This is a genomic window from cf. Phormidesmis sp. LEGE 11477 (assembly GCF_015207105.1).
Lineage (GTDB): Bacteria > Cyanobacteriota > Cyanobacteriia > Phormidesmidales > Phormidesmidaceae > Phormidesmis.
This window is the reverse complement of record NZ_JADEXO010000015.1, coordinates 52924-75733: the sequence shown is the minus strand read 5'-3', so window position 1 is coordinate 75733 and position 22810 is coordinate 52924. Positions and strand designations below refer to the sequence as shown.

At 51.0% G+C, this 22810-nt stretch carries 15 protein-coding genes; 7 read left to right on the top strand and 8 right to left on the bottom strand.

Annotated elements, in window-relative coordinates:
• Together murB and murC are read right to left on the bottom strand one after the other, a co-directional pair.
• Positions 1-971, bottom strand: a 971-nt coding sequence (murB, locus tag IQ256_RS07305; protein WP_193854880.1) for a UDP-N-acetylmuramate dehydrogenase, incomplete at its 3' end; no start/stop codon positions are given.
• A 63-nt stretch (positions 972-1034) separates the two neighbouring features.
• Entirely contained in the window at positions 1035-2591 is a 1557-nt protein-coding gene (gene murC / locus IQ256_RS07300) for a UDP-N-acetylmuramate--L-alanine ligase (RefSeq protein ID WP_193854879.1), read from the bottom strand.
• A 362-nt stretch (positions 2592-2953) separates the two neighbouring features.
• Here murC and IQ256_RS07295 point away from each other — a divergent pair, with 362 nt between their 5' ends.
• Positions 2954-3970, top strand: a complete 1017-nt coding sequence (locus IQ256_RS07295) for a type I glyceraldehyde-3-phosphate dehydrogenase (RefSeq protein WP_193854878.1) — start codon at positions 2954-2956, stop codon at positions 3968-3970.
• A gap of 139 nt (positions 3971-4109) precedes the next feature.
• Positions 4110-5747, top strand: a complete 1638-nt coding sequence (locus tag IQ256_RS07290) for a radical SAM protein (protein ID WP_193854877.1) — start codon at positions 4110-4112, stop codon at positions 5745-5747.
• A 441-nt stretch (positions 5748-6188) separates the two neighbouring features.
• On the opposite strand, the gene mnmH is transcribed toward IQ256_RS07290, so the two are convergent.
• The 4 genes from mnmH to IQ256_RS07270 form a co-directional block, all read right to left on the bottom strand.
• Positions 6189-7328: a tRNA 2-selenouridine(34) synthase MnmH gene (gene mnmH, locus IQ256_RS07285; RefSeq protein WP_193854876.1), complete on the bottom strand. Its 1140-nt coding sequence runs from the start codon at positions 7326-7328 to the stop codon at positions 6189-6191.
• Positions 7329-7438: 110 nt separating this feature from the next.
• Positions 7439-9568, bottom strand: coding sequence for a CHASE2 domain-containing protein (locus IQ256_RS07280; RefSeq protein WP_193854875.1), 2130 nt, complete (start codon positions 9566-9568; stop codon positions 7439-7441).
• 138 nt (positions 9569-9706) lie between these two features.
• Positions 9707-10474 carry an SIMPL domain-containing protein gene (locus IQ256_RS07275; RefSeq protein ID WP_193854874.1) on the bottom strand — a complete coding sequence of 256 codons (768 nt, stop codon included), beginning with the start codon at positions 10472-10474 and terminating at the stop codon, positions 9707-9709.
• Between the two features lie 135 nt (positions 10475-10609).
• Entirely contained in the window at positions 10610-11395 is a 786-nt protein-coding gene (locus IQ256_RS07270; RefSeq protein ID WP_228024653.1) for a DUF2062 domain-containing protein, read from the bottom strand.
• A 331-nt stretch (positions 11396-11726) separates the two neighbouring features.
• On the opposite strand from IQ256_RS07270, the gene mnmE reads away from it, so the two are divergent.
• The 3 genes from mnmE to IQ256_RS07255 all read left to right on the top strand — a co-directional run bounded on the left by mnmE (position 11727) and on the right by IQ256_RS07255 (position 15470).
• On the top strand, positions 11727-13130 hold the full coding sequence (gene mnmE, locus IQ256_RS07265) for a tRNA uridine-5-carboxymethylaminomethyl(34) synthesis GTPase MnmE (RefSeq protein WP_193854873.1): 1404 nt from the start codon (positions 11727-11729) through the stop codon (positions 13128-13130).
• A gap of 89 nt (positions 13131-13219) precedes the next feature.
• Complete coding sequence (locus IQ256_RS07260) at positions 13220-13795, top strand: Uma2 family endonuclease (protein ID WP_193854872.1); 576 nt, start codon at positions 13220-13222, stop codon at positions 13793-13795.
• 52 nt (positions 13796-13847) lie between these two features.
• Positions 13848-15470 (top strand): NAD(P)/FAD-dependent oxidoreductase, encoded by a 1623-nt coding sequence (locus IQ256_RS07255; protein ID WP_193854871.1) that lies wholly within the window; start codon positions 13848-13850, stop codon positions 15468-15470.
• Between the two features lie 12 nt (positions 15471-15482).
• Here IQ256_RS07255 and IQ256_RS07250 read toward each other — a convergent pair whose 3' ends face one another.
• Positions 15483-18623: an efflux RND transporter permease subunit gene (locus IQ256_RS07250; RefSeq protein WP_193854870.1), complete on the bottom strand. Its 3141-nt coding sequence runs from the start codon at positions 18621-18623 to the stop codon at positions 15483-15485.
• The gene (locus tag IQ256_RS07245; protein ID WP_193854869.1) at positions 18620-20083 is read right to left on the bottom strand and encodes an efflux RND transporter periplasmic adaptor subunit; all 1464 of its coding nucleotides are present in this window, start codon (positions 20081-20083) and stop codon (positions 18620-18622) included. Before IQ256_RS07245 ends, IQ256_RS07250 begins: the two co-directional genes overlap by 4 nt.
• A gap of 104 nt (positions 20084-20187) precedes the next feature.
• Between IQ256_RS07245 and IQ256_RS07240 the strand changes: the two genes are divergently transcribed.
• Entirely contained in the window at positions 20188-20760 is a 573-nt protein-coding gene (locus IQ256_RS07240) for a PadR family transcriptional regulator (RefSeq protein WP_193854868.1), read from the top strand.
• A gap of 281 nt (positions 20761-21041) precedes the next feature.
• A complete protein-coding gene (locus IQ256_RS07235) occupies positions 21042-22595 on the top strand; it encodes an ATP-binding protein (protein WP_193854867.1) in 1554 nt (517 codons plus the stop codon).
• Positions 22596-22810: the final 215 nt, after the last annotated feature.

Sequence of the window (22810 nt, the reverse complement as noted above, 5' to 3'; positions counted from 1 at the left end):
GGGTCGGAGTCACCAATGATTTTGACTTCGGTTTCAAGCCAGATGCCATCGCGTTCTTTGATGACTGCTTGGGTGTGGCGAATCAGCGCTAGCACGTCGTCGGCTTTGGCCCCTCCTAGATTAACGATGAAGTTGGCATGGAGCGTAGAGGTTTGCGCTTGGCCAATCTGATGGCCTTTGAGTCCAGCCGCCTGGATTAGTTTGCCAGCACTGTGCGGCAAAGGGTTGCGAAAGACACTGCCGCAGTTAGGTAAGTGATAGGGCTGAGTTTCTCGCCGAGATCTTAAGTCGCTGGCGGTAGCCGCTTTGACTGCAGCCGGGTCGTGGCCAGGGCTGAGCTGGAAGGTCGCTGAGACGACAGTGCGATCGCTCCCTTGAAGATTAGAGGTTCGATATCGAAAGCCTAAGTCATCAGGCATCAATATACTCAGCGTCCCATCGGGGTTGACGACTTTGGTCTCTACTAGGATGTCAGCCGTTTCACTGCCGTGCGCGCCCGCGTTCATCACCACTGCGCCGCCTACAGTTCCGGGAATTCCAATTGTCCATTCAAAGCCTTTGAGTCCTTGACGGGCGGCTTTCCAAGCGAGTGATGACCAAGGTTCTCCGGCAGCGGCGCTTACTCTACCGGTGAGCGCATCGAACTCGCTTTGCCTGAGCGCTCGCGTACAGATCACGAGACCCGGCAAGCCGCGATTGCTAATCAAAAGATTCGATCCTGCCCCTAGCATCGTGACACTCAAGCCTTTTGTCCTTGCCCAGACCAGCGCCGATTGCAGCTGATCGACCGTCTTGGGTATCGCTAGCCACTCTGCCTTACCGCCGACCCGCAGGCTCGTGAGTTTAGCAAGTGGCGCTTGAGCAACAATATTGAGATTTTTCAACTGATTACTATCTGTATTAGCTGCATTAGAAACTGTGACAGAAGCGCCTGATTGAAAGCTACCTGCAAGTTGTACGTGGTCAGCCATTTTTAGTCAGCTTGTTGTTTTTGACTATCTATTTAGAGAGGAGATAGTTAGAGGAGAGATAGCTTAAGTAAGGGCAGCTTCGGTAAGGGCAGCTTCAGGGGTGAGCGACGGGGTATAGGCCGCCATTACTTCAGGGATGATCTGATTGAGATTACCAGCCGTCAAGAAGATAACAATATCTCCGGGCCTTAGACTTGTCATCAGCACTCGTTTGGTGTTTTCTAGCGTGCCGTGATACTCGGTATTGGGCAAATGCCGGGCAATGGCATCGGCTACCGTTTGTCCGGTAATTCCAGTAGGATTCGCTTCGCCAGCGCTGTAGATATCGGTTACTAGCAGGCGATCAGCTCCAGCAAAGCAGGTAGAGAATTCATCGAGTAAGGTCGTGGCCCGGCTGTAGCGGTGAGGCTGAAAAACAGCGACAATCTGGCGACCGTGGCCTGATGGCAGTTGCTCTGAGCGCTGCACCTGAGCCGCTGTTAGCGTCGCTTTAATTTCGCTAGGATGGTGGGCATAGTCGTCGATAAATAGAATCTCGTTGTGAAAGCCGCGATGCTCGAAGCGGCGACGCGCACCTTCAAAATTGGGCAGATGGTTTTGGATGCTTTCAAAGCTGACGTTTAGCAGCCGAGCGACCGCGATCGCCGCTAGCGTATTGCTAAGGTTATGCAGGCCCAGCAGTGGAATGGTGAGGTTACCCAAGTTCTCCCCGCGCTCTAGGATATCGGCGCTCATCCCATTTGCAGTCTCGACAATATTGATGGCTTTGTAGTCAGCGTCAGTCTCTGCCTCTACGCTGTAAGAGATAGTTGGCCGAATGCGATCGCGCACCGTCGGACAGTCAACCGAGCCCACCACCGTTTTACACTGGCTGACAAACTGCTCAAATATAGCCACTACCTGATCTAGCCCAGTGTAGTGATCCGGGTGATCGAGTTCGATATTAGTAATCACCCCAATCTGAGACGAAAGCTTGACTAGAGAGCCATCAGATTCATCCGCCTCAGCGACAACATAGTCACTTTTGCCGACATAGGCATTTCCGCACCAGGTACTGACTTCTCCACCGATAATAATTGTTGGATCAACGCCGCCTTTGAGCAGCAGATAGCCAGTGATACTGCTGGTCGTTGTCTTGCCGTGAGTACCTGCGATCGCAATTCCCTTTTTTTCATTCATCAGCGCCGCTAAAACATCCGATCGATGAAAGATCGGACACCCTAGTGCTAGCGCCTGACTATACTCCGCATTGGTCTCACTAATTGCGGTCGAGCAAACCACCTGAGGCAACATCTCTCTGTTCAACACCGCCTGAGGCATCAGCGTAGTCTGATCTGTAGTCTTATTTTGGGCGGTTGAAACTGCTCGCTGCTTTGTGGCTTTATGCTCGGTGAGCTTTTTAGCTTCGTTCGTAAAAAAAGCTAAATTTTCTGCCCGCTGCTGATTGAAGATGTGAGCCCCTTGCGACTCCAGCCGATCGGTAATATGGCTCAAGCGCAAATCCGATCCCGAAACATGCAGCTTACGGCTTGCTAGAACATGCGCCAAAGCCGACATTCCAATTCCACCAATCCCAATAAAGTGGAACGGTCTGCCGCTGAAATCTACTGAATTCAGCATGTTTAATTTCCTCTCAAGCCGTGGCACATCAATATAATCAGGCGTATCATAGCAGGAATTTTTAGAATGACAGTGTGCCCCTATTCAATAGCAGATTCACAACCTACGTGTTCGTACCTATGTGTTCATACCGAGGGCATGGAGTATTCATGCATAGGCAGATCGAATCAGGACATACTCAGTACAAGTTTTGTATATTAAATCACGTCGTGCAGCCTGCCTCGATATCCATCACTGCTATAAACTAGGTATAAAAACCTAAGGAGAAATTCAGGTGACAATGATGCGATATGATTAGGGTTGCTTATAGAGACTTAACTTTAAGTCATTTTCTGTATCTGAAAATACGAGGTTAGCGCGCAGTGGTTAGAGTAGCAATTAATGGTTTTGGGCGAATTGGCCGGAACTTCCTACGGTGTTGGTTGACACGCGAAAACAGCAATCTAGAACTGGTTGCCGTCAACAACACATCCGATCCTCGGATCAATACACATCTGTTGAAGTACGACTCTTTGCTCGGTCGGCTAGATGCAGATATCTCATATGATGCCGACACCATGACTGTGAACGGCAACGTTATTAAGTGCTACTCGGACCGCAATCCTAGCAACCTACCGTGGAAAGAGTGGGACATCGATTTAGTCATTGAGTCCACAGGCGTTTTTAACAGTGAAGAAGGCGCTTCTCGTCACATAGAAGCGGGCGCGACCAAGGTTTTGATCACCGCACCTGGAAAAGGTGGCCACGTCGGCACTTACGTCATGGGCGTCAACGATCAAGATTATGCCCACGACAAGCAAAACGTGATCAGTAACGCTAGCTGTACTACTAACTGCCTAGCCCCTGTAGTCAAAGTCATCAATGACCACTTTGGCATCGTCAAAGGCACAATGACTACCACTCACAGCTACACAGGCGATCAGCGCATTCTAGATGCTAGCCACCGCGACCTGCGCCGGGCAAGAGCTGCGGCTGTGAACATTGTTCCGACCACTACTGGCGCAGCCAAAGCGGTTGCCTTAGTTATCCCTGAAATGTCAGGCAAGCTCAACGGAATTGCCTTGCGTGTCCCCACGCCTAACGTTTCTATCGTCGATTTAGTCGCCCAGGTCAGCAAGAAGACAATCACTGACGAACTGAACGATGTGCTTAAGCACGCCGCTGAAACTAATATGAAAGGCATCTTGGGCTACACCGAAGAGCCTCTGGTTTCGGTTGACTTCCGCAAAACGAACGCCTCTGCCACGATCGATTCTCAGCTATCGCTGGTAATGGATGGCGATATGGTCAAGGTGATCGCTTGGTATGACAATGAGTGGGGCTACTCTCAGCGGGTTGTCGATCTGGCCGAACTGGTTGCGAGTAAGTGGGAAGGCTAAGCAGCCCTCTCCAACATTCAATTAATTCAGAAGCAGGGGCTCAGTGCGCCTGCTTTTTTTACGTTAGGCTTTTATAGCCAGCCTGCTACACACGCTTGGTTGATAGCTCACTACCGATTTACACCACTAACTTACTTCTGTGCCTAGTTCTGTTTTTTCGTTAGAAAAACGCTTGTTTTCACCTGCAGTCTCGGCGGTGGATGCCGTACCGCTGATCTTTGCGTTTCCGAATGAATACAGCGTCGGTATCACCAGCTTGGGCTATCAAGTGGTGTGGTCGATTCTGGCCCAAAGAGCTGATATTGAAGTGAGTCGTCTGTTTACAGATGTGCGTGAGTCACTGCCCGCTAGTGCAGAGCTGATGGGATTCTCTCTGTCTTGGGAGCTCGACTATGTCAATGTGCTAGATCTGCTAGAAGATCAGCACATTCCACTTAGAGCCCAAGCTAGAACAGGTGCTCACCCTCTAGTGTTTGGTGGTGGTCCAGTGTTAACGGCTAATCCAGAGCCGTTTGCTGCCTTTTTTGATGTGATTTTGCTAGGCGATGGCGAGACCCTGCTACATGATTTTCTAGACGAATATCACCGGGTACGCCATGCCGATCGCTCAGCTCAGCTCAAGGCGCTAGCTCAGGTACCGGGTGTTTACGTGCCTGAGCTCTATGCGGTGACTTATGTTGATAGCTCAGGGCCGATCGCTTCTATTTCGCCTATCGATGATGATGTGCCCGCCATCGTCAAAAAGCAGACTTATCGAGGGAATGTGCTATCGGCTTCGACAGTCGTCACAGAGAAGGCGGCTTGGGAAAACATCTTTATGGTGGAAGTAGTACGTAGCTGCCCGGAGATGTGTCGGTTCTGTCTGGCGAGCTATCTGACTCTACCGTTTCGAGCGGCCAGCATTGAAGCGTCGCTGATGCCGGCAATTGAGCGAGGCTTAAAAGCAACTAAACGGCTAGGACTGCTGGGCGCATCGATTACGCAGCATCCCGAGTTTGAATTGCTTTTGGACTATCTCAATCAGCCTCAGTACGATGATGTGAGGCTAAGTATGTCGTCGGTGCGGACAAATACGGTGAACCAAAAGCTAGCCGAAACGTTGGTCACCCATGGCTCTAAGTCAATCACAATTGCTATCGAAAGCGGCTCTCAGAAGGTGCGCGATATCATCAATAAAAAGCTAGATACCGATGAGATCAAAGTCGCAGCGCAGCAGGCCAAGTCGGGTGGTCTAACGTCGTTAAAGCTGTACGGCATGGCCGGAGTGCCAGGAGAAGATGAGGAAGATCTGGCCCAGACAGCGGCGCTGATAATCGAGCTCAAAAAGCAGGTTCCCGGTCTACGACTGACGCTAGGATGCAGTACGTTCGTGCCTAAGAGCCATACGCCGTTTCAGTGGTACGGCGTTAATCCACAGGCAGATAAGCGGCTAAAGTTTTTGCGTAAGCAGCTTAAACCTTGCGGCATTGACTTTCGACCAGAGAGCTATAGCTGGTCAGTTATTCAGGCGTTGATTTCGAGAGGCGATCGCAGACTAGCTGACTTGTTGGAGCTAACGCGAGGCTATGGCGACACCTTGGGCAGTTACCGACGGGCGTTCAAGGCGCTAAAAGGAACGTTGCCGCCGCTAGATTTTTATGTGCATGAGCTGTGGCCACTCGATCAGGTTTTGCCTTGGGATCATTTAGAAGGGCCTTTGCCGAAAGCCACTTTAGTGAACCATCTAGCAGAGGCCCGAACCCACATGGTCACTTCTCGCCAGATTCTGAGCGGCTGACTCTTTCGGATGAGGATAAAAGACAGCGTTATCGGGCAAAGCAGCGTTGCCGCCACGATGAACGCAATAGCTTCAAAATCCATAGCGGCGTCTTCATCTTCTATGAACGCATCGAGTACAAAGAAGAAAGTGAGGCTAGCCATAGCCGAATACGTAATAACCATTAGGTTCAAACTTGTAATAACCATTAGGTTCGAGTTCTTGACAATTTAGTTCAGATACAAGGGCGGTTGGTGGAGCTAAGCGAGAGAGGTGTGTGGCCTACAGAGCTCTCTATAACTACGCTTTGAAACTATATTCTAGGTACTGCTTAGTCAAATCTACACAGATAAGCCGTATGAATAAGCACGTTGCATACTTATAAGGTAACGGAAGAATATAAAAGTATGGTCTGTAAAAGGTCAGTAGAGCGTATTGGATCACTGACAAAGCGTAAAGCTTCTAAGAAGTGGTCTCTGCTAGCAGCGCTTCTTCGTTAGCCTGGGATGCCTGCATACGTGACTTTTGACCTGACTTTTGATCTAGCGGTTTTTGATCTGGTTTTTGTGTTTCTGTCTTTTGCAGGTGGGCCTGGGCCGTCTGTAGGCGCTGGGCTGCCTGGTTTGGCAAAAGTCCAGTTACATCAACTTCCGGGACAGGGCGATCGCGCTTTTCAAGCCCGTAGCGATAGGTGCGATCATAATAATCGAGCGTAATCGAGACGGCAGTAGCTAAATCACCCACTTGAATGGCAGCGATCGCAGCTTGTGTTCTCTGGCCGCCTAGCCGTTTGCGAATGCGCTCGGTAGCGGCGATCAGATCGGCAGAGGTCGCTTGACCATAGATCTCTACCAACAGCGCTACTCGCTCTGCAGCCGGACGAGTAATCTCTATGGCAAAGGCCGTTTCCATCTGTTCAAATAGCTCGGCAGGTACCCGGCATGCGCCAACCCGACGGCTTTCTGCTTCTATCCAAGTGGGACGAGTCGGCGAAAATTGCTGCCACTCAAACGCTAGAACATTTTCAAATTGCTCAGTGCTAGGCTGAGGGGGCAGGCACAGGGCACCGTAGCTGCTGCCACGATGATTGGCATGACCTTCTAAATCAAGCACCTGTTCACCCTGCTCGGCTAGCGCGTGCAAAATGTCTGTTTTGGCGGTACCCGTCATACCGCCTAATAAAATTATCTGCTTGGGTATCGCCAAAGTGCTACGAACCCACTGACGAAAGCCTTTGTATCCACCTTGAAGCGTAGTTGTATTAAAGCCTGCTAGACTCAGCGCCCAGTCGATCGCGCTGCTACGCATTCCCCCCCGCCAGCAGTGAATTCTCACCGTTTTGTCAGGGGCTAGCGCTTTTGCTGCTCGAATAAACTCTCCTAATTTAGGCCCTACTAGGTCAAATCCTAGCTCTACTGCTTGTGCCCGGCTTTGCTGGCTGTAGCAGGTACCCACTTGAGCGCGTTCTTCGTTGGTAAATAGCGGCAAGTTAATCGCCCCTGGAATGTGGCCTTGTTTAAATTCACCAGGGCTACGTACATCTAGAATCGGACCGACCGCAGCCAGAAATTTATCGATAGAAACTGGGGAAGTGTGAGACACAAAAAGTATTTTTAATCACAGGTCAGCTCTTACATCCTACTGCTTTCATAGAAGCTGTGAGCATTGATAGAGAAGGGTCAGTTCCAAACAGCAGACTCTAAAGGTTGAGGCTACTGATGGGCCTCCCAATGTCGGCGCTGATAGCTCTTGCTAATCCGAGCGCCAGCCGCTGAAAAGAAAAACGCGCTCATCGGGGTGACCACAGGCACCCAGCCACCAGCGTGAAAGCACATGAGGCTGACTAGATAGGCGCTCAGCAGTCCACCAACGCCGAACGCAATTAGAATTGGCCCTTTTTGGGTGAGCACCATCAGCACGCTACCCGTCGCTGTTAGTGAGAAAATCCAAACAATCTCTGCCCACTCTGGCCAGTCCCACAAAAGGCGATCGCGGTCGATTACAGCCGACAATATTTGACTAGCTACCTGAGCATGTACTAGGGTGCCAGGCATTTTCTGTAAAGAGCTATCTACGTTGTATGGAGTCAAATATGCGTCTTGTCCACTGGTAGCCGTCATGCCAATTAGAACAATTTTGTCTCTCACCAGATCGGGGTCGAATCGGTTATCTAAGACCTCTGAAAAGCTGACAGTAGGCACCGCTGTTAGCGCAGAGCGATACTGAAGCGGAATCTGATAGCTCTCTGTTGCTATGTTTTGATAGCCACCAAAATTCTTGGACATGCTCTCAAACCGGGTGTCTGCTAGGGTCAAGACACTACCGGCAGCGGGCGTGATGCGCTCGATGCTCTCTAGATAGCGCAGGGCAAGTTCTGTTCCTAGAGAAAAGATCGGTAGGTTGGTTTGACGCTGACCTAGAGGGCTATCTGCGGCTAGGCCAATTAGCGCGCGCCTGACTCGAAAGTCTGGATCGACTGCAATATCGCTAAGGCTAATCTGTTCAAGGCTCAATCCTGCTGGTGCCAAAACTTCGCCTTCACTATTTCCTAACTGAGCGATTGTCACCACCTCAGGATGGTTCAAGCGCTGTTTGAGCGCTTCTGTACCTGGAGGATGCGGGACATCGTGGGCCAGATTTACGCCAATGCTGACGGGATTGTGCTGCTGCAAATTGTCAATTGCTTGGGCCACTAGCCGATCGGAAGGGGTTCTAGTTTGTAGCGATCGCAGGTCTTCTTCTGCAATCTCGACGACTAGCAATCGCTGGTCAGGCTCTCTATCCGCCTGGGCACCTACCCACCTGTCCCACACCAGCAGCTCAGCCGGGACAAACACGCCCATCTGACGGGCACCTAGTACAAAAGCGCTGGTCAGCAGCGTAGAAATTAAGACCGTCAGCCACTTTGCTCGGCGACCCATTACCCAGCGGATAATCACCGTCTCGGCTTCACTGTTCCAGCCGTTCTCAGTCATTCCCAGCGGTAGTGAAGTTCTAGCTGCTGCAATTTCACCTGGCAGCTCATCCAATCGATTTAAATCGTGCTGGACTTCTTCTACGCTTTGGTAGCGCTGATAGATATAGTGCCGAGTCATTTTTTCTAGCAGCGCACTTAGTCCTGGGCTAATCTGCACATACTGCTGCCACTGAGGTTCTAGGGTATCGGGCGACTCGGGCAGATCGGTGGGCGATCGCCCAGTCAATGCATGAATAACTGTCATACCCAGCGCATAGATATCGCTGCTATAGCGCGGCTTGCCAGAAAGCTGTTCACTGGGCGTGTAGCCTTGAGTGCCGATGCCGACTGTCAGTGTCGATTTCTCTCCGGTATGCAGCCGAGTCCGAATCTGTTTCACTGCGCCAAAGTCAATTAGCGCAATGTCGTCGCTGCCTTTACGGCGAATTAGATTATCTGGTTTAAGATCTCGGTGAATTACCCGGCGGCTATGGACAAAGCCTAGGACGGCCAGCACTTTCTCTAACAGCGTAATCGCCTGCGCTTCAGTAAATTTTTTCTTAACCCCAATTTCTTCTTCTAGTGAGTGCCCCTCTACAAACTCTTGAACTAAGTAGAACTCTTTCTCATCTTCGAAAGAATCGAGCAGCGCTGGGATGTGAAGATGAGACCCTAGCTTTTTGAGCGTATCAACCTCCGTTTGAAATAGTCGCCTCGCTACTTTCAAAAAGCTTTGATCTTGACTCGCTAGCTTCAGCTGTTTGACGACACAGAGCGCGTTTTGACTCTCTGCTGTAACATCAACCGCTAAGTAAGTTTGACCAAATCCGCCCGAACCTAAAATATGCGTGAGTTTGTAACGGTCGATTAGCGTTTGTCCCAGCATGTCTTCCCACTGCGGATCTGGTACGTATTTTACCCAGATATGGGAGGGGTAGCGGCTGAGGCTAGCCTATAAATTTTTGTGAGCTGACTGACTCTATCTAACCGATCGAGAGGGAAAAGCTGACTTGTGAGCGCCCGATCAATAGCGAATATACAGAGTGACCTGACCGTTGATAGTCTGCTCTTGGCCGAGGACAATCGTACTAGCTGCCGAATCCGCTAAGCGGCTTTCTGGTGCCACTGGGCGAGGGACCGGGGCGCTGGCAGACCCAATAGAAATGTTGACGATTTCTGCGGGTGAAAGCCCTAGAGAACTTAGCACCGTATCCGCCTGTTGCTGTGCATCTTCGACAGCGCTAGCCAATGCCTGCTGTCTAGCAGCGGCGATTACATCATCTTCGGCGACAAAGCTAATGCCGTTGATTTGGGTCGCGCCCTGGCTGACGGCTTCGTCTATAGCGGGCCCTGCCGCTGCGGTCGGCACTCTGAAGCTGACAGTATTAGTCGCCTGGTAGCCAGTTAGCGTTTGCCTGTTATTGGAATAGTCGTATCGGGGGTTTAGGGAAATGCCGCTCGTTTCTAGCCTTTGTACGTTGTCTTGCGATCGCAGCCACTCAATTACAGCCGTAGATTGCTCAGCCGCCTGCTGTTGCGCTGCCTGAGCTGTTCTTGCTTCTATGTTCACACCCAGTTCAACCTGAGTCAGCGTCGTCGGGATCGACCGCATCCCGATGCCAGTGACACTTAGCACCCGCTCTGACTGATGCACAGGGCCATTATTTGTCTGAGCCATTGCCACCTGCGAACGAACAGCTAAACCTACAACTGGAACCAAAGTCATCATCGCTAGTGCCATAGCCCATTTTCGATGACTTGATTGATTGGGCCGAGTTGACCAGAGTTTCATCGCAGATTTCCTCACTGTACCTTTTATCATTCGCTCGATGACTATCTAAGGAGCTTCTAATAAGCTACAGATAGCTCAATACAGAATACAGCTACTGGTGATTGGAAAAGAGCTGGTTTCAGTTTCAGTAACCTCTTACTTTTTATTACTCTTCTTTTCGCGCAGTAAGGCAATCCGCAGGCCAAAGGAATAAGCGACCAGGCCAGCAATAATGCCAACGACAAAAGAACCCACTAGTAGCGCCGCGCTTGCAGACATCCCTAGGCTCATCCATTCGTGCATACCCGCCGAAGCGGAGGGCATTACAATGTCGTTGGGCAGGCGCAACAGCCAGCAGCCCACGTGAAAGTTGAGAGCGAAGATAGGAACGTAGGTCAGTGGATTACTGATCCAGGTGCCGACAGCGGCCATAATCTTATTGCCGCGAACTAGGGCGGCGATCGCCACTCCAATAATTGTCTGAAAGCCCAACAGTGGAAACGATCCAGCGAATACGCCAGCCGCAATTCCCCTGGCGATCGCATGAGGGCTGCCCTGCATTCTCAAGAAGCGAATATAGAAGTAGCGAAGTAGCCGCTGCCAGTAAAGCAAGTTAAATCTTTTCAGCACAGAATTCTTGGGTAACGCTCTCTGTTTAGCAACTCTATTCTTTGGATTCGGCTGTTCACTTGGCAATGGCAGCACCGGCCTTTCCATCAAGGCCAAAGATTCTTTACGTCCTCTATACTCTTTACTGACTGCGGTAGACTCTCGCTCTGCTGCTACAGTCTTACGTGGTAATAGGTCTCTACGTACATCGTCTCTACGCGCATCGTCTTCATGTACATCGAAGTCCGTAGGAGATAGCGAATAGCGTTCTCTCGATGACGGCAGCGAATTACCACAATCGGCAGCGTTGGGTTGTGGCCTCGAATTTTGCATGGCTGGTGGTGGATGTGTTTTTAGTCTTTGCCTAAGTCCACCAGGGTATACCCGGCAAAACCTTGGTGAGTCATAGCTTGAGGGCCTTTGCCGCTAGCTTCGGAGCTGGCTACAAGACAATGCTATTAAAGTGTTGCACTCTACCTAACCTAATGGCAGGCGGCCAAAGAGATATCTGTCCATCCACCCTACTTTACATCAGCGGCTCGAATCATCTACCGCGTGAACGATAAGTTTGTCGTAGTATCACGGAGAGTGTGAGACTACTTTATGCAATAGACCGTTGCTTCAGACCTTTGTGTTTATCTGACTATGCTGTATTCATCCGACTATGCCTCAGGAAATCTATCAAGCTGAAACCATCGCGGCGATCGCTACTGCCATTGTGCCTGAACAGGGCAGTGTCGGTATCGTCAGGCTATCTGGATTAGATGCGATCGCCATTGCCAAAGCGCTTTTCCATGCTCCCGGACATCAGCTTTGGGAAAGCCATCGCATCCTCTATGGACACGTTCACAGCGATCAAACTATCGTTGACGAAGCGCTACTGCTACTGATGAAATCGCCTCGCTCCTATACCCGTGAGGACGTGGTCGAGTTTCACTGTCATGGCGGCATCATGGCCGTGCAGCAGGTGCTTCAGCTCTGCCTTGAGCAGGGCGCTCGGCTGGCTCAGCCCGGTGAATTTACGCTGCGCGCTTTCCTCAATGGGCGACTAGATCTAACTCAGGCTGAAGGCGTGGCCGATTTGGTTGGGGCCCAGTCGCCGCAGGCCGCTCAAACGGCGTTGATGGGCATTCGAGGCCAGCTCGCCGGGGTCATTCGCCAGCTTCGCAGTCAGTGCCTAGACGTGCTAGCAGAAGTCGAAGCGCGAGTGGATTTTGCCGATGACCTGCCGCCGATTGATGAAGATGGCGTGCGATCGCGCCTACAGTCCATCCATCATAAAATCACTCAAGTTCTCGCAACTGCTCATCGAGGCGAACTGCTCCGGGCTGGTCTCAAAGTCGCCATCATCGGCCAGCCCAACGTCGGCAAATCTAGCCTGCTTAATGCCTGGAGCAAAAGCGACCGGGCGATCGTCACCAATCTTCCGGGTACTACCCGCGACGTAGTTGAGTCACAGCTCATCGTCGGCGGTATTCCGATTCAAGTGCTTGACACCGCTGGCATTCGCACCGCCGCCAACGAAGTCGAAAAAATCGGCATCGAACGCTCTTTGACTGCGGCCCAATCCGCTGACCTAGTCTTACTCACCATAGACGCCACCATCGGCTGGACAGAAGCCGATCAAACCCTCTATGAGCAAATCAAAAGCAACCCTCACATCATCGTCATCAACAAAGTAGACCTATTCTCCCATCCCCCATCCCCCATCGACGCGGCATCATGCTTTCCCTCGGCATCGGAGTGTGTTTCCCCTACCGTCTACACCGCCGCCGCTATCAACCACGGCATCCAAGAACTCGAATCTGCCATCCTCGCCGCTGTTAACGCGGGCAACCTCACCGCTGCTAACACTGACATCGCCATCAATCAGCGCCAAGCCGCCGCGCTCACTCGCGCCGAAATCGCGCTTACCCAAGTTGAACAAACCATAGCAAACGGCCTGCCACTCGATTTTTGGACAATTGACCTACGCGCTGCTATCCATGCGCTCGGCGAAGTCACGGGAGAAGAAATCACAGAATCTATGCTTGATGAAATTTTCAGTCGCTTCTGTATTGGTAAATAAAGGCTAGTGACCAAGGCTATGGAAAGAGCGCTGAGATACACTATACGTAATGCTTTTTCTTAATAGCATTTCGCCGTGGAGATAGCTCTATGACTGCTCTAATTCTACAAATGCCCCCCTCGACAAAGCTTTCGGATGAGCAGTTTTATGAACTATGTCGCATCAATCGCGACATTAGGATAGAACGCACAGCGAATGGAGAATTAATTTTGATGCCTCCTACTGATGGAGAAACAGGAACCCGGAACGCTGGCATCAATGCGCAGCTTTGGATATGGAACGAAAGTAAGGGGCTAGGTAAAGTGTTTGATTCTTCTACTGCTTTTAAGCTCCCCAACGGGGCCGACCGAGCGCCAGATGCTTCTTGGGTTCTGCTTGAACGGTGGAATGCATTGACAACAGAACAGAAAGAGAAGTTTCCACCCATCTGTCCTCACTTTGTAGTTGAGCTGCGCTCTAAAACCGATCGCCTTTCAATTCTTCAGACCAAAATGCAAGAATATATAGACAATGGTGCCAGACTTGGGTGGTTGATCAACCGAAAAGATAGCCAGGTCGAAATCTATCGTCCCCGTCAGGAAGTGAAAGTCCTAAACAGTCCTTCGTCCGTCTCGGGGGAATCTGTGCTTCCAGGTTTTGAATTGAAGCTAAAAGGTATTCTTTAGTTTTTGCTGATTGCAATTTGTTCTTTCCATAAGTGGTTTTCAGTTTTTCCTTATGCTACGTCTTACAGAAGTCAAGCTGCCTTTAGATCATACTGAAGCAGACCTGAAGGGAGCTATCCTTCAAAAGCTTAAAATTAGCGCCGTCGATCTAAAAGATTTCTCAATCTTTAAACGTAGCTACGATGCTAGAAAGAAGAACGCAATCTCACTGGTATATGCGCTCGATATTGAAACGCCAAAGCAAAAGCAGCTACTCAAGAAGTTCAAAAAGACGGGCCGAGTATCCCCAACGCCTGATATGGGCTATCAATATGTTGCCAAAGCGCCGAGTCACCTAGAGATACGTCCGATCGTGATCGGTGTCGGCCCCTGCGGTATGTTCGCCGCGCTGCTGCTGGCCCAGATGGGATTTCGGCCAATTGTGCTAGAGCGGGGCAAGGCAGTACATGAGCGATCGCAAGACACGTTCGGATTTTGGAGTAAGCGTAAGTTCAACCCCGAATCCAATGCCCAATTTGGCGAAGGCGGTGCGGGAACTTTCTCGGATGGCAAGCTCTATAGCCGCATCAAAGACAGTGACCATCACGGGCGCAAAGTACTACACGAGCTAGTCGAGAATGGTGCTGTTCCAGAAATCTTGTATATCAGCAAGCCTCATATCGGCACCTATCGCCTGGTTAAGATTGTTGAAAACATTCGCAATCAAGTGGTTGAACTCGGCGGAGAAATCCGGTTTCAGAACCGAGTAGAAACGGTTGAAATAGAAGAAAGCAAAAACAATCGTCGAGTGCGTGGCGTGACGCTAGAGAACGGTGAATTCATTGCTAGCGATCATGTTGTTCTAGCGGTAGGACATAGTGCTCGTGATACCTTTGAAATGCTGCATCAGCAGGGAGTCTATATTGAGCCAAAACCCTTTTCTGTCGGCTTTCGAATAGAGCATCCGCAGCCACTAATCGATCAGCAGCGCTATGGGAGAAATGCTGGAAATTCTATTCTAGGGGCCGCAGATTACAAATTAGTGCATCACTGTGCGAATGGTCGTACGGTCTATAGCTTTTGCATGTGTCCAGGCGGTCAGGTTGTGGCCGCTACTTCTGAAGTAGGAAGGGTGGTTACCAACGGCATGAGTCAATATGAGCGGAGCGGCAAAAATGCTAACAGCGGTATTGTTGTTGGCATCACCCCAGAAGAAGATTACCCCAAAGACCCGCTAGGCGGCATGAAGCTTCAAAGGCAGCTAGAGACCCGTGCCTTCAAGTTAGGTGGTGAGACTTACCAAGCTCCAGGACAGTTAGTAGGCGACTTTCTAGCGGAGAGGCCTTCAACAGAATTTGGACAAGTAAAGCCAACCTATCGACCGGGGGTACATCTATGTGATCTCAGCGAAAGTTTGCCAGACTATGCGATCGCCGCTATCCGCGAAGCCATTCCTGCTTTCGACAAAAAAATCAAAGGATTTGCTATGAAAGATGCTGTTCTGACCGGCGTCGAGACACGTACATCTTCTCCTATTCGGATCAAGCGCGATGACCGCTTTCAGAGTTTGAACACGTTAGGACTTTACCCAGCCGGAGAAGGCGCAGGCTATGCAGGCGGTATTCTCTCAGCTGCTGTGGATGGCATCAAAGTCGCTGAAGCTGTGGCGTTGAGTATGGTGGCGGCAGGCGAGTAGCGTTTGTTCTACTCAACTAGCGCTTTTGAGCTGTGAATCTAGCTGAAGATTCTTTGGCTGTGAATCCAAGCGCTTGAAAATCAAGATGTAGGCAGCCGGAATGAAATAGAGGGCTAGCAGCGTTGCACCCCCTAAACCGCCAGCGATCGCAATCGCCAAGGGTGGCCAAAAGCCCGTACTATCGAGCATTAGCGGCACAAAACCTACGATGGTTGTTACTGTTGTCGCTGCCACATGTCGAGTCGATTGCAAGACAACCTGTACCGTCGCCTTCACATCGCCCGTTCTCGCCAGAGAATCTTCTCGGAGTGCCGCCAGCACCACAATAGAGTCGTTGATCGCCAAACCAATTAGGCCCAGCGTGCCGAGAATAGCGGTAAAGCCAAAGATAGAGTTGAATAGCCACAGTGCCATCGCCGCTAGCCCCACCGCGCAGACGGCTACAATTCCCAGCAGCGCCGCGATCGCAAATGAATTAAACGATAGCACCAGCGTCGCCACCATCAGAATCGCTAGCACGCCCACAGACGCCAGCAGATTGCCGACTGCGGTTCCTCTAGCGTCTGCTTCACCACCATATTCAATTCGATAGCCCTTAGGTAGCTCGAAGCCACTTTCTTCTAGCTGCTGTTGAAACTGCGTCAGCACGGTATCCGGCAGGGCTCCTGCTGTGAGAAAAGCCTGCACATTGTTGACCCGCTGGCCGTTGTAGCGAGCAATCGTGGCTATATCGGGAACCAGTCCAATGCTCGCTACCGCAGAAAGCGGAACAGGATTTTCACCACTAGAGGCTAGTAAATCGGTCGAGGCGATCGCGCTCAAATCTCCTCGAACAGCATCACCTACGCGCACGCGCACCGGAATGTCTTCGGTATCTTCTAACAGGGAGCCACCGACTGCGCCGTCTAGCATACTGTTGAGCTGAGCGGCGATCGCACCATTGTCTAATCCCGTCCGCCGGGCGGCGACTTCACTGACTTGTAGGGCCAGCTTTGGCTGCACTTCGCTTAGGTCGGCGCGAGTATGAATTACGTTAGGAATCTGTGCTAGCTCGCCGCGTAGCTGATTGCCTAACTCGCGCAAACGCGACATTTCAGAGCCATAGAGTCGTAGCTCAATTGGCGCTGGGAAAGGCGGGCCTTGTTCTAGCTGACGCACCAACGCCTGAGCCTGAGGAAATTCAGCATCTAACTGCTGTTGCAGCGTAGTGATCGTCTCTCGTAGGTTGTCGGTGTTGTTTAGCTGAACCAGGGCTTGGGCATAGTCTGGCGCGTTCTCTCTAGAAGCAACCACATTGTAGAAAAAAGAAGGCGCACTTTTGCCCAAAAACCAATGGACATCCTCGACGGCTGGATGCTCGCGGATCAGATCTCTAGCCTGTAGTACTTGCGATCGCGTTAATGCCATTGCCGTCTGCGCGGGCATCTCAAACTCTATCTGAAACTGATCGCGGTTCGTAGGTGGGAAAAACTGCTGTGGCAAACCCGCGAACTGTACAAAGCCGAAAATGGGCAGTATCAACGCGAGGCCTATGCCAAGTATAGGACGGCGAAAAGTTAAGTACAGGCTATTAGCATAGGCTGTACTCAGGGTTCGATTAGAGAAACCGCCTTCCCACCAGTGACTAGCTTGGGCCGCAGCGGGTAGCGGCGCAGCGGGTGTGCCTGTTCGCGTTGGCCATCTACGATAGATCAGTCCAATCATCGCTGCAATCACAGTGAGTGAAAGTGCGAGAGAACTTAACAGCGCTAAAATTACTGTTGCGCCAATAGTGCCAATAAACTCTCCGGTGCCACCTGGTGAGGTAGCAATAGGCACGAACGCTAGTACAGTCGTCAGCGTAGAGGCGATCAGCGGCACCACTAAATGCTTTACCGTTTCGCTCACCGCTGCTGAAGGATGCAGTCCAGCCCGTAGACGAATTTGGACCTCGTCTACGACCACAATGGCATTGTCAATTAGCAGACCCAAAGCAATAATTAAGCCCGTCACTGACATTTGATGCAGCGGAATATTTAGCACTTTCATCGCGCCAAATACCATCAGCGTTGCTAAGGGTAGTGCTAACCCCACAATGGCTGCAGAGCGCCAGCCCAGCATGAACAAAGAAACAACAATCACTAGGCCAGAACTCAGCAGTAGATTACCGATCACACCGTTAAGCCGCTGCTGCACATACTGACTTTGATCTAGCACGGTTGTGAGGCTCAGCCCATCGGAGAGCGTCTCTTCAAACGAGGCCAGCACTTGTCTCGCGGCTTGAGCCCAATTGTCTACTCGAAAGCTCGATTCTACCTGCACGGAAAGGACAACGGCAGGCTTGCTACTAATCAGCGCTAGTTCCTCAGCCGGTTCCTGCACGGCTTTTGATACCGTCGTCACGTCCCCTAGCAGTCTTGTCTGCCCAGCCTCACCGACCCGAATCGGAATCTGACGAATTCTCTCTAAAGACTCTAAATTGCTATCAATTTCTAGCAGTAGCTCATCAGCATTGCCTTGCAGCGTCCCGGCTGAAACCTTGGCGTCACTCGCACGAACTTGCTGCGCGATCGCCTCTGCCGTCAGACCTAACCGCGCCGCTACTGTCTGATCTACAACAACCTGAATCTCTTCGTCTGCTACGCCAAACAGCTCTACTTTATCCGTACCTGGAATCGCCTCTAGCTGATCTTCTAACCCCTCTGCCACTCGCTGTAGCAGCGCAGCATTCACAGGCGTCTCCAAATCCCAGCTCAGCCCTACAATCAAGGCATTCGCTGCCACATCCGCATCTTCGTATACCGGATCTTGTGCGCCCGGCGGCAGCTCTGGCGACACATCCTCTAGCTGACTACGAATTCTTGCCCAGACGGGTGTAACATCGGCGACTGTATCTTTCAGCTCTATTTGAACGACAGAAATATTTGGGCTAGAGGTCGATTCGATGTTGCTAATCTCTTCAACATCAGAGAATTCCTCTTCTATCTTTTCGGTCACTAGCGATTCAACCCGCTCAGCGCTTGCCCCTGGAAAGAGCGTTGTGATCGAAGCATTCCTTTGAACAATCTCAGGATCTTCTAGTCTAGGCAAGGTCAAAAAGGCAGACACGCCCCAAACAACAATCAGCGTCAGCGTCAGAAACAGAAGCTGCCGATTCCGATAAAACATATTCATTGTGCTGCCTCGTTCGAGATTGGCTCGCTAGAAATAATCTCTTTGGAAATGACTCGATTATTAGAAGTCGCTTGATTAGAAGAGATATCGCTCGGAACCACCAACTGATCTACAACCACTCGATGAGTCCCGCTGGTGATGATGCGATCGCCTTCTGACACCAGCCCTCTTACGAAAGATCGCGCCGTCTCCCCATCGTTCTCAGAATGCAATAGCTCCACATCGCGCCTGGCCACCCGATAGGCGTCTCCATCTGCCCCTTCATCCGTTTGAGTCAGCACATACACAGACCACAGTCCGCGCTCTCCTGCCACTAGCGCTGTACTTGGTAGCCAATAGCCGGACGACGCCTGCTGCTCACTGACGGCTAACGTTGCGGTTGCCCCAATCGTCAAATCACTGTCCGGTGCAATCTCTAGCACTACAGTCACCGTTTGGCTATTCTCATCTACCTCTGGCAGTTTCGCGCTCACGATTGCTGAGTAGTTTCGCGACCCCACCTGCACCGTCTGCGATTCTCCTACTGCTAGCCGCTGAGCCACCCGCTCTGGAACGCCAATCTTCGCTTCGATCGCGCCGTTTTCTACTAGCCGCATCACTTGCTGAGAACCGCCGACCACCGATCCTTCATCCACTAGCCGCTGAGAGACTTTGCCTGAGAAGGGGGCATACAGCACGCTCTTATCTAGCGATACGTCAATGGCGCGAATGCGGGCATCTATCTGATCTACTTCGGCTGCTTGAGCGCTGAGCTGCTCTTGCCGAGTCCCGTTGCGTAGTTCTTCTAGTTGGCTTTGGGCTTGCTGCAATCGATCGGCGATCGCATTAGCCCCAAACTGCCTTTCATCTAGTTCCTCAGCAGAAACCGCCCCTTGAGCAAACAAATCGGCTCGCCGCTGCGCCTGCAGTTCCGCTAGCTCTAGCTGATTTCTCAGGTCGCTGACTGCCGCTTCTGCTGAGGCGATGTCTTCCCGGCGAGGGCCAGTTTCTAATTCTTGCAGCTGAGCTAGCACCTGCCTTCTTTGGGCTTCTAGCTGCGATCGCTGCGCTTCTAAATCTCGAACATCCAAGCGCGCTAGCGGCTCACCCTCACTGACCACATCTCCTTCGTCGACTAACAGCGCGGTAACCGTGCCACCTCGCTCAAAGCCCAACTCGCTGCTGCGCCGGGCAACCAGCTCTCCAGAATAAACCCGCTCTGTCGAATAGCTATCTGCGGCGCGCAACCGCATTGTATCTACGGGCAGGCGCTGTACTGTTTCGATCACAGAATTGTCATCGCCGGTCGAATTCACTAGCCAGATTGCAGGCACTAGTACCAGCGGCACTGCTAAAAGTAGCTTCCAGCTAGCAGCAGGTAGAGAAATCCAGCGTCTTTTCCAATCATCAGTTTGAGTACTGTGCAACTGGCGAGCAGAGGAATTGTCGGGGGTGCTTGAGTGGGAGGAAGTCGCATTCATACTCAATTAGTTGATATTCAACTTGTTGTGTAATATCTGGTTAAAGTATACTCAACATGTTGGATATGTCAATCCAGCTTTTATTGATTTCTTCCTAGAATAAAATGGCTCTATCGCACACTATTCTGGCGCTGCTTTCTAAGCAGCCAGACAGCGGTTACGACATCAGTAAGCACTTTGATGAAGAGCTCAGCTGCTACTGGAAGGCTACGCAGCAGCAGGTATACAGAGAGCTCGGCAAGCTAACGAAAAATGGCTGGGTCAATTTTGAGGCGGTCCCGCAAGCAGGTAAGCCCGACAAGAAAATTTACTGCATCACAGAAGGCGGCTGGCGAGAACTGACGCGCTGGTATACCGAGCCGACTGAGCCGACGCCTATTCGGGAGGACCTGTTGGTGAAAGTTTTGATTGGCCACAAGATGCCGCGTCAGCTTTTAGTCAACGAGGTGAAGCACAGGCAGCAAATTCACAGCGCTCAGCTTAAGGAATATCGCGAGATCGAAACGGAATACCTTTCAAGAGATAGTCTTGGAAATAGCGATCGCGATCTAGAAGCGCAGTTCAAATACCTCACGCTGAAGCGCGGCATTGCCTACGAGACCTCTTGGCTATCGTGGTGTGAGGATGTGATGGCGATGGTTAATAATCTCGAAGGCGAGGGCAAGAGTAAAGGATAACAAAACGGGATGTGGTCAAAGACAGATACCGTGCTGTTAGGTAGACAGTTGAGAGTGGATGCCCGCCCAACAGAACTCGCTCGGTGTTAGCAAGTCGGTGTTAGCAAGATTATTCGCTCTATACGCCGAAACGGTTGTTCTAAATAAAGACTGCTGCAGGGTCGGCAGCATCAGAATCAGTGGTAGCGAAATGACATTCAGGTGCCGCTGGCTGTTCTAAAGTTCTTCTTTGCCCCAATGAGATAGGCTTACAGAAGCCTTCATTACAGCAGTCCGTGCTTATGTCTCGTTGGTTCAACACAGCTGGCCCTTGCAATCCTGCCAAGCACTATATGCTGCCCTCGATGGATCGACTTCCCTCTATCAAGCGCCTCATTGAGCAAGATGGCTATTTCGTTGTTCATGCACCTCGGCAAACGGGCAAAACAACTGCCATGCTAACGCTAGCTCAAGAACTGACTAATGAGGGCGAATATGCGGCGCTGATAGTCTCTGTAGAAGTCGGTGCAGCTTACGCCCAGACTGATGCCCAGAGTCGTGAGAGCGCCGACACTGTTATTCTACGAGCCTGGAAAGATGCCGCAACTTTCTGGCTACCATCAGACCTTCATCCCCCGGACTGGTCTTCGCTACATAGTATTGGTCAAGCGCTTAGTCTTTGGGCACGTGAGAGTTCGAAACCGATTGTCCTTTTTATTGACGAAATCGACTCGTTACAAGACGACACTCTGCTCTCTGTCCTTCGTCAATTGAGAGATGGCTATCCTCGTCGGCCTGGAGCCTTTCCAAAATCTTTGGCCTTGATTGGCCTGCGAGATGTCCGAGATTACAAGGTTGCTTCGGGTGGGAGCAAGCGACTAGGAACAGCAAGTCCCTTCAACATTAAAGTTGAGTCGCTGACGCTACGAAATTTTACTCAAGCAGAAGTAGCTACCCTATATCACCAGCATACGGCAGATACCGGACAGTTTTTTACCCCGGCGGCGGTAGAAAAAGCCTATGGCTTAACGCAAGGTCAGCCTTGGTTGGTAAATGCATTGGCCAGGCAAATGGTCGAACAGCTAGCTCCCGACCCAGCCACTGCGTTGACGGTAGAACATGTCAATCAGGCAAAGGAGATTTTGATTCAGCGGCAAGATACCCATCTTGATAGTTTAGCGGCAAGGCTTAGGGAGCCGCGAATTAGAGCCATTATTGAGCCGATGTTGGCAGGTCAAGAGTTGGAAAGTGTTTCTAACGAAGATATTGAGTTCGTTTTGGATTTGGGTCTGTGTGTTAAAAGCCCACAAGGTGGGCTGGTGATTGCCAATCCGATTTACAAAGAGGTATTGCCTAGAGTGCTATCAGTAGTACCGATGGCGTCTTTGCCGCAAATTGCACCGACGTGGTTGACCCCAGAAGGCAAACTAGACTCAGAGGCTCTATTAACGGCCTTCTTACAGTTCTGGCGGCGGCACGGGGATCCACTGCTAAAGAGCGCGCCGTATCATGAAATTGCGCCCCATCTAGTAATGATGGCGTTTTTACATCGGGTAGTGAACGGCGGTGGCACACTAGATCGCGAGTATGCGTTGGGTGCTGGAAGAATGGACTTGTGTTTACGCTACGGGCAAGAAACGGTGGCAATTGAGCTGAAGGTATGGCGAGACGGGCGACCCGACCCTCTCATACGTGGACTAGAGCAGTTGGATGGGTATCTAGGAAAGCTGGGACTAGGCACGGGGTGGTTAGTTATTTTTGACCGTCGCGAGCAGATCCCTCCGATTGAAGAAAGAATAACAACTGAGCTGAGAGAAACCTTGAAAGGTCGTTCGGTAGTGGTGGTGAGAGGCTGATAAATATTGAGGCCGGACATGAGATGGTGACAAATGCAGATATGTTGTGGTCACACCAGACAGCGTCAATCCGTACTGGTTAACGGCGTCTTTAGCTATTAGACATTGTTCTCCACTCGATTACGAAACTTCATTCTCATCGCAACACACACTGCTACTTCAATAGGTTGGTTATTCTAGCGAATTAACCTAATTTCCGATTAAGTCTAATCTAG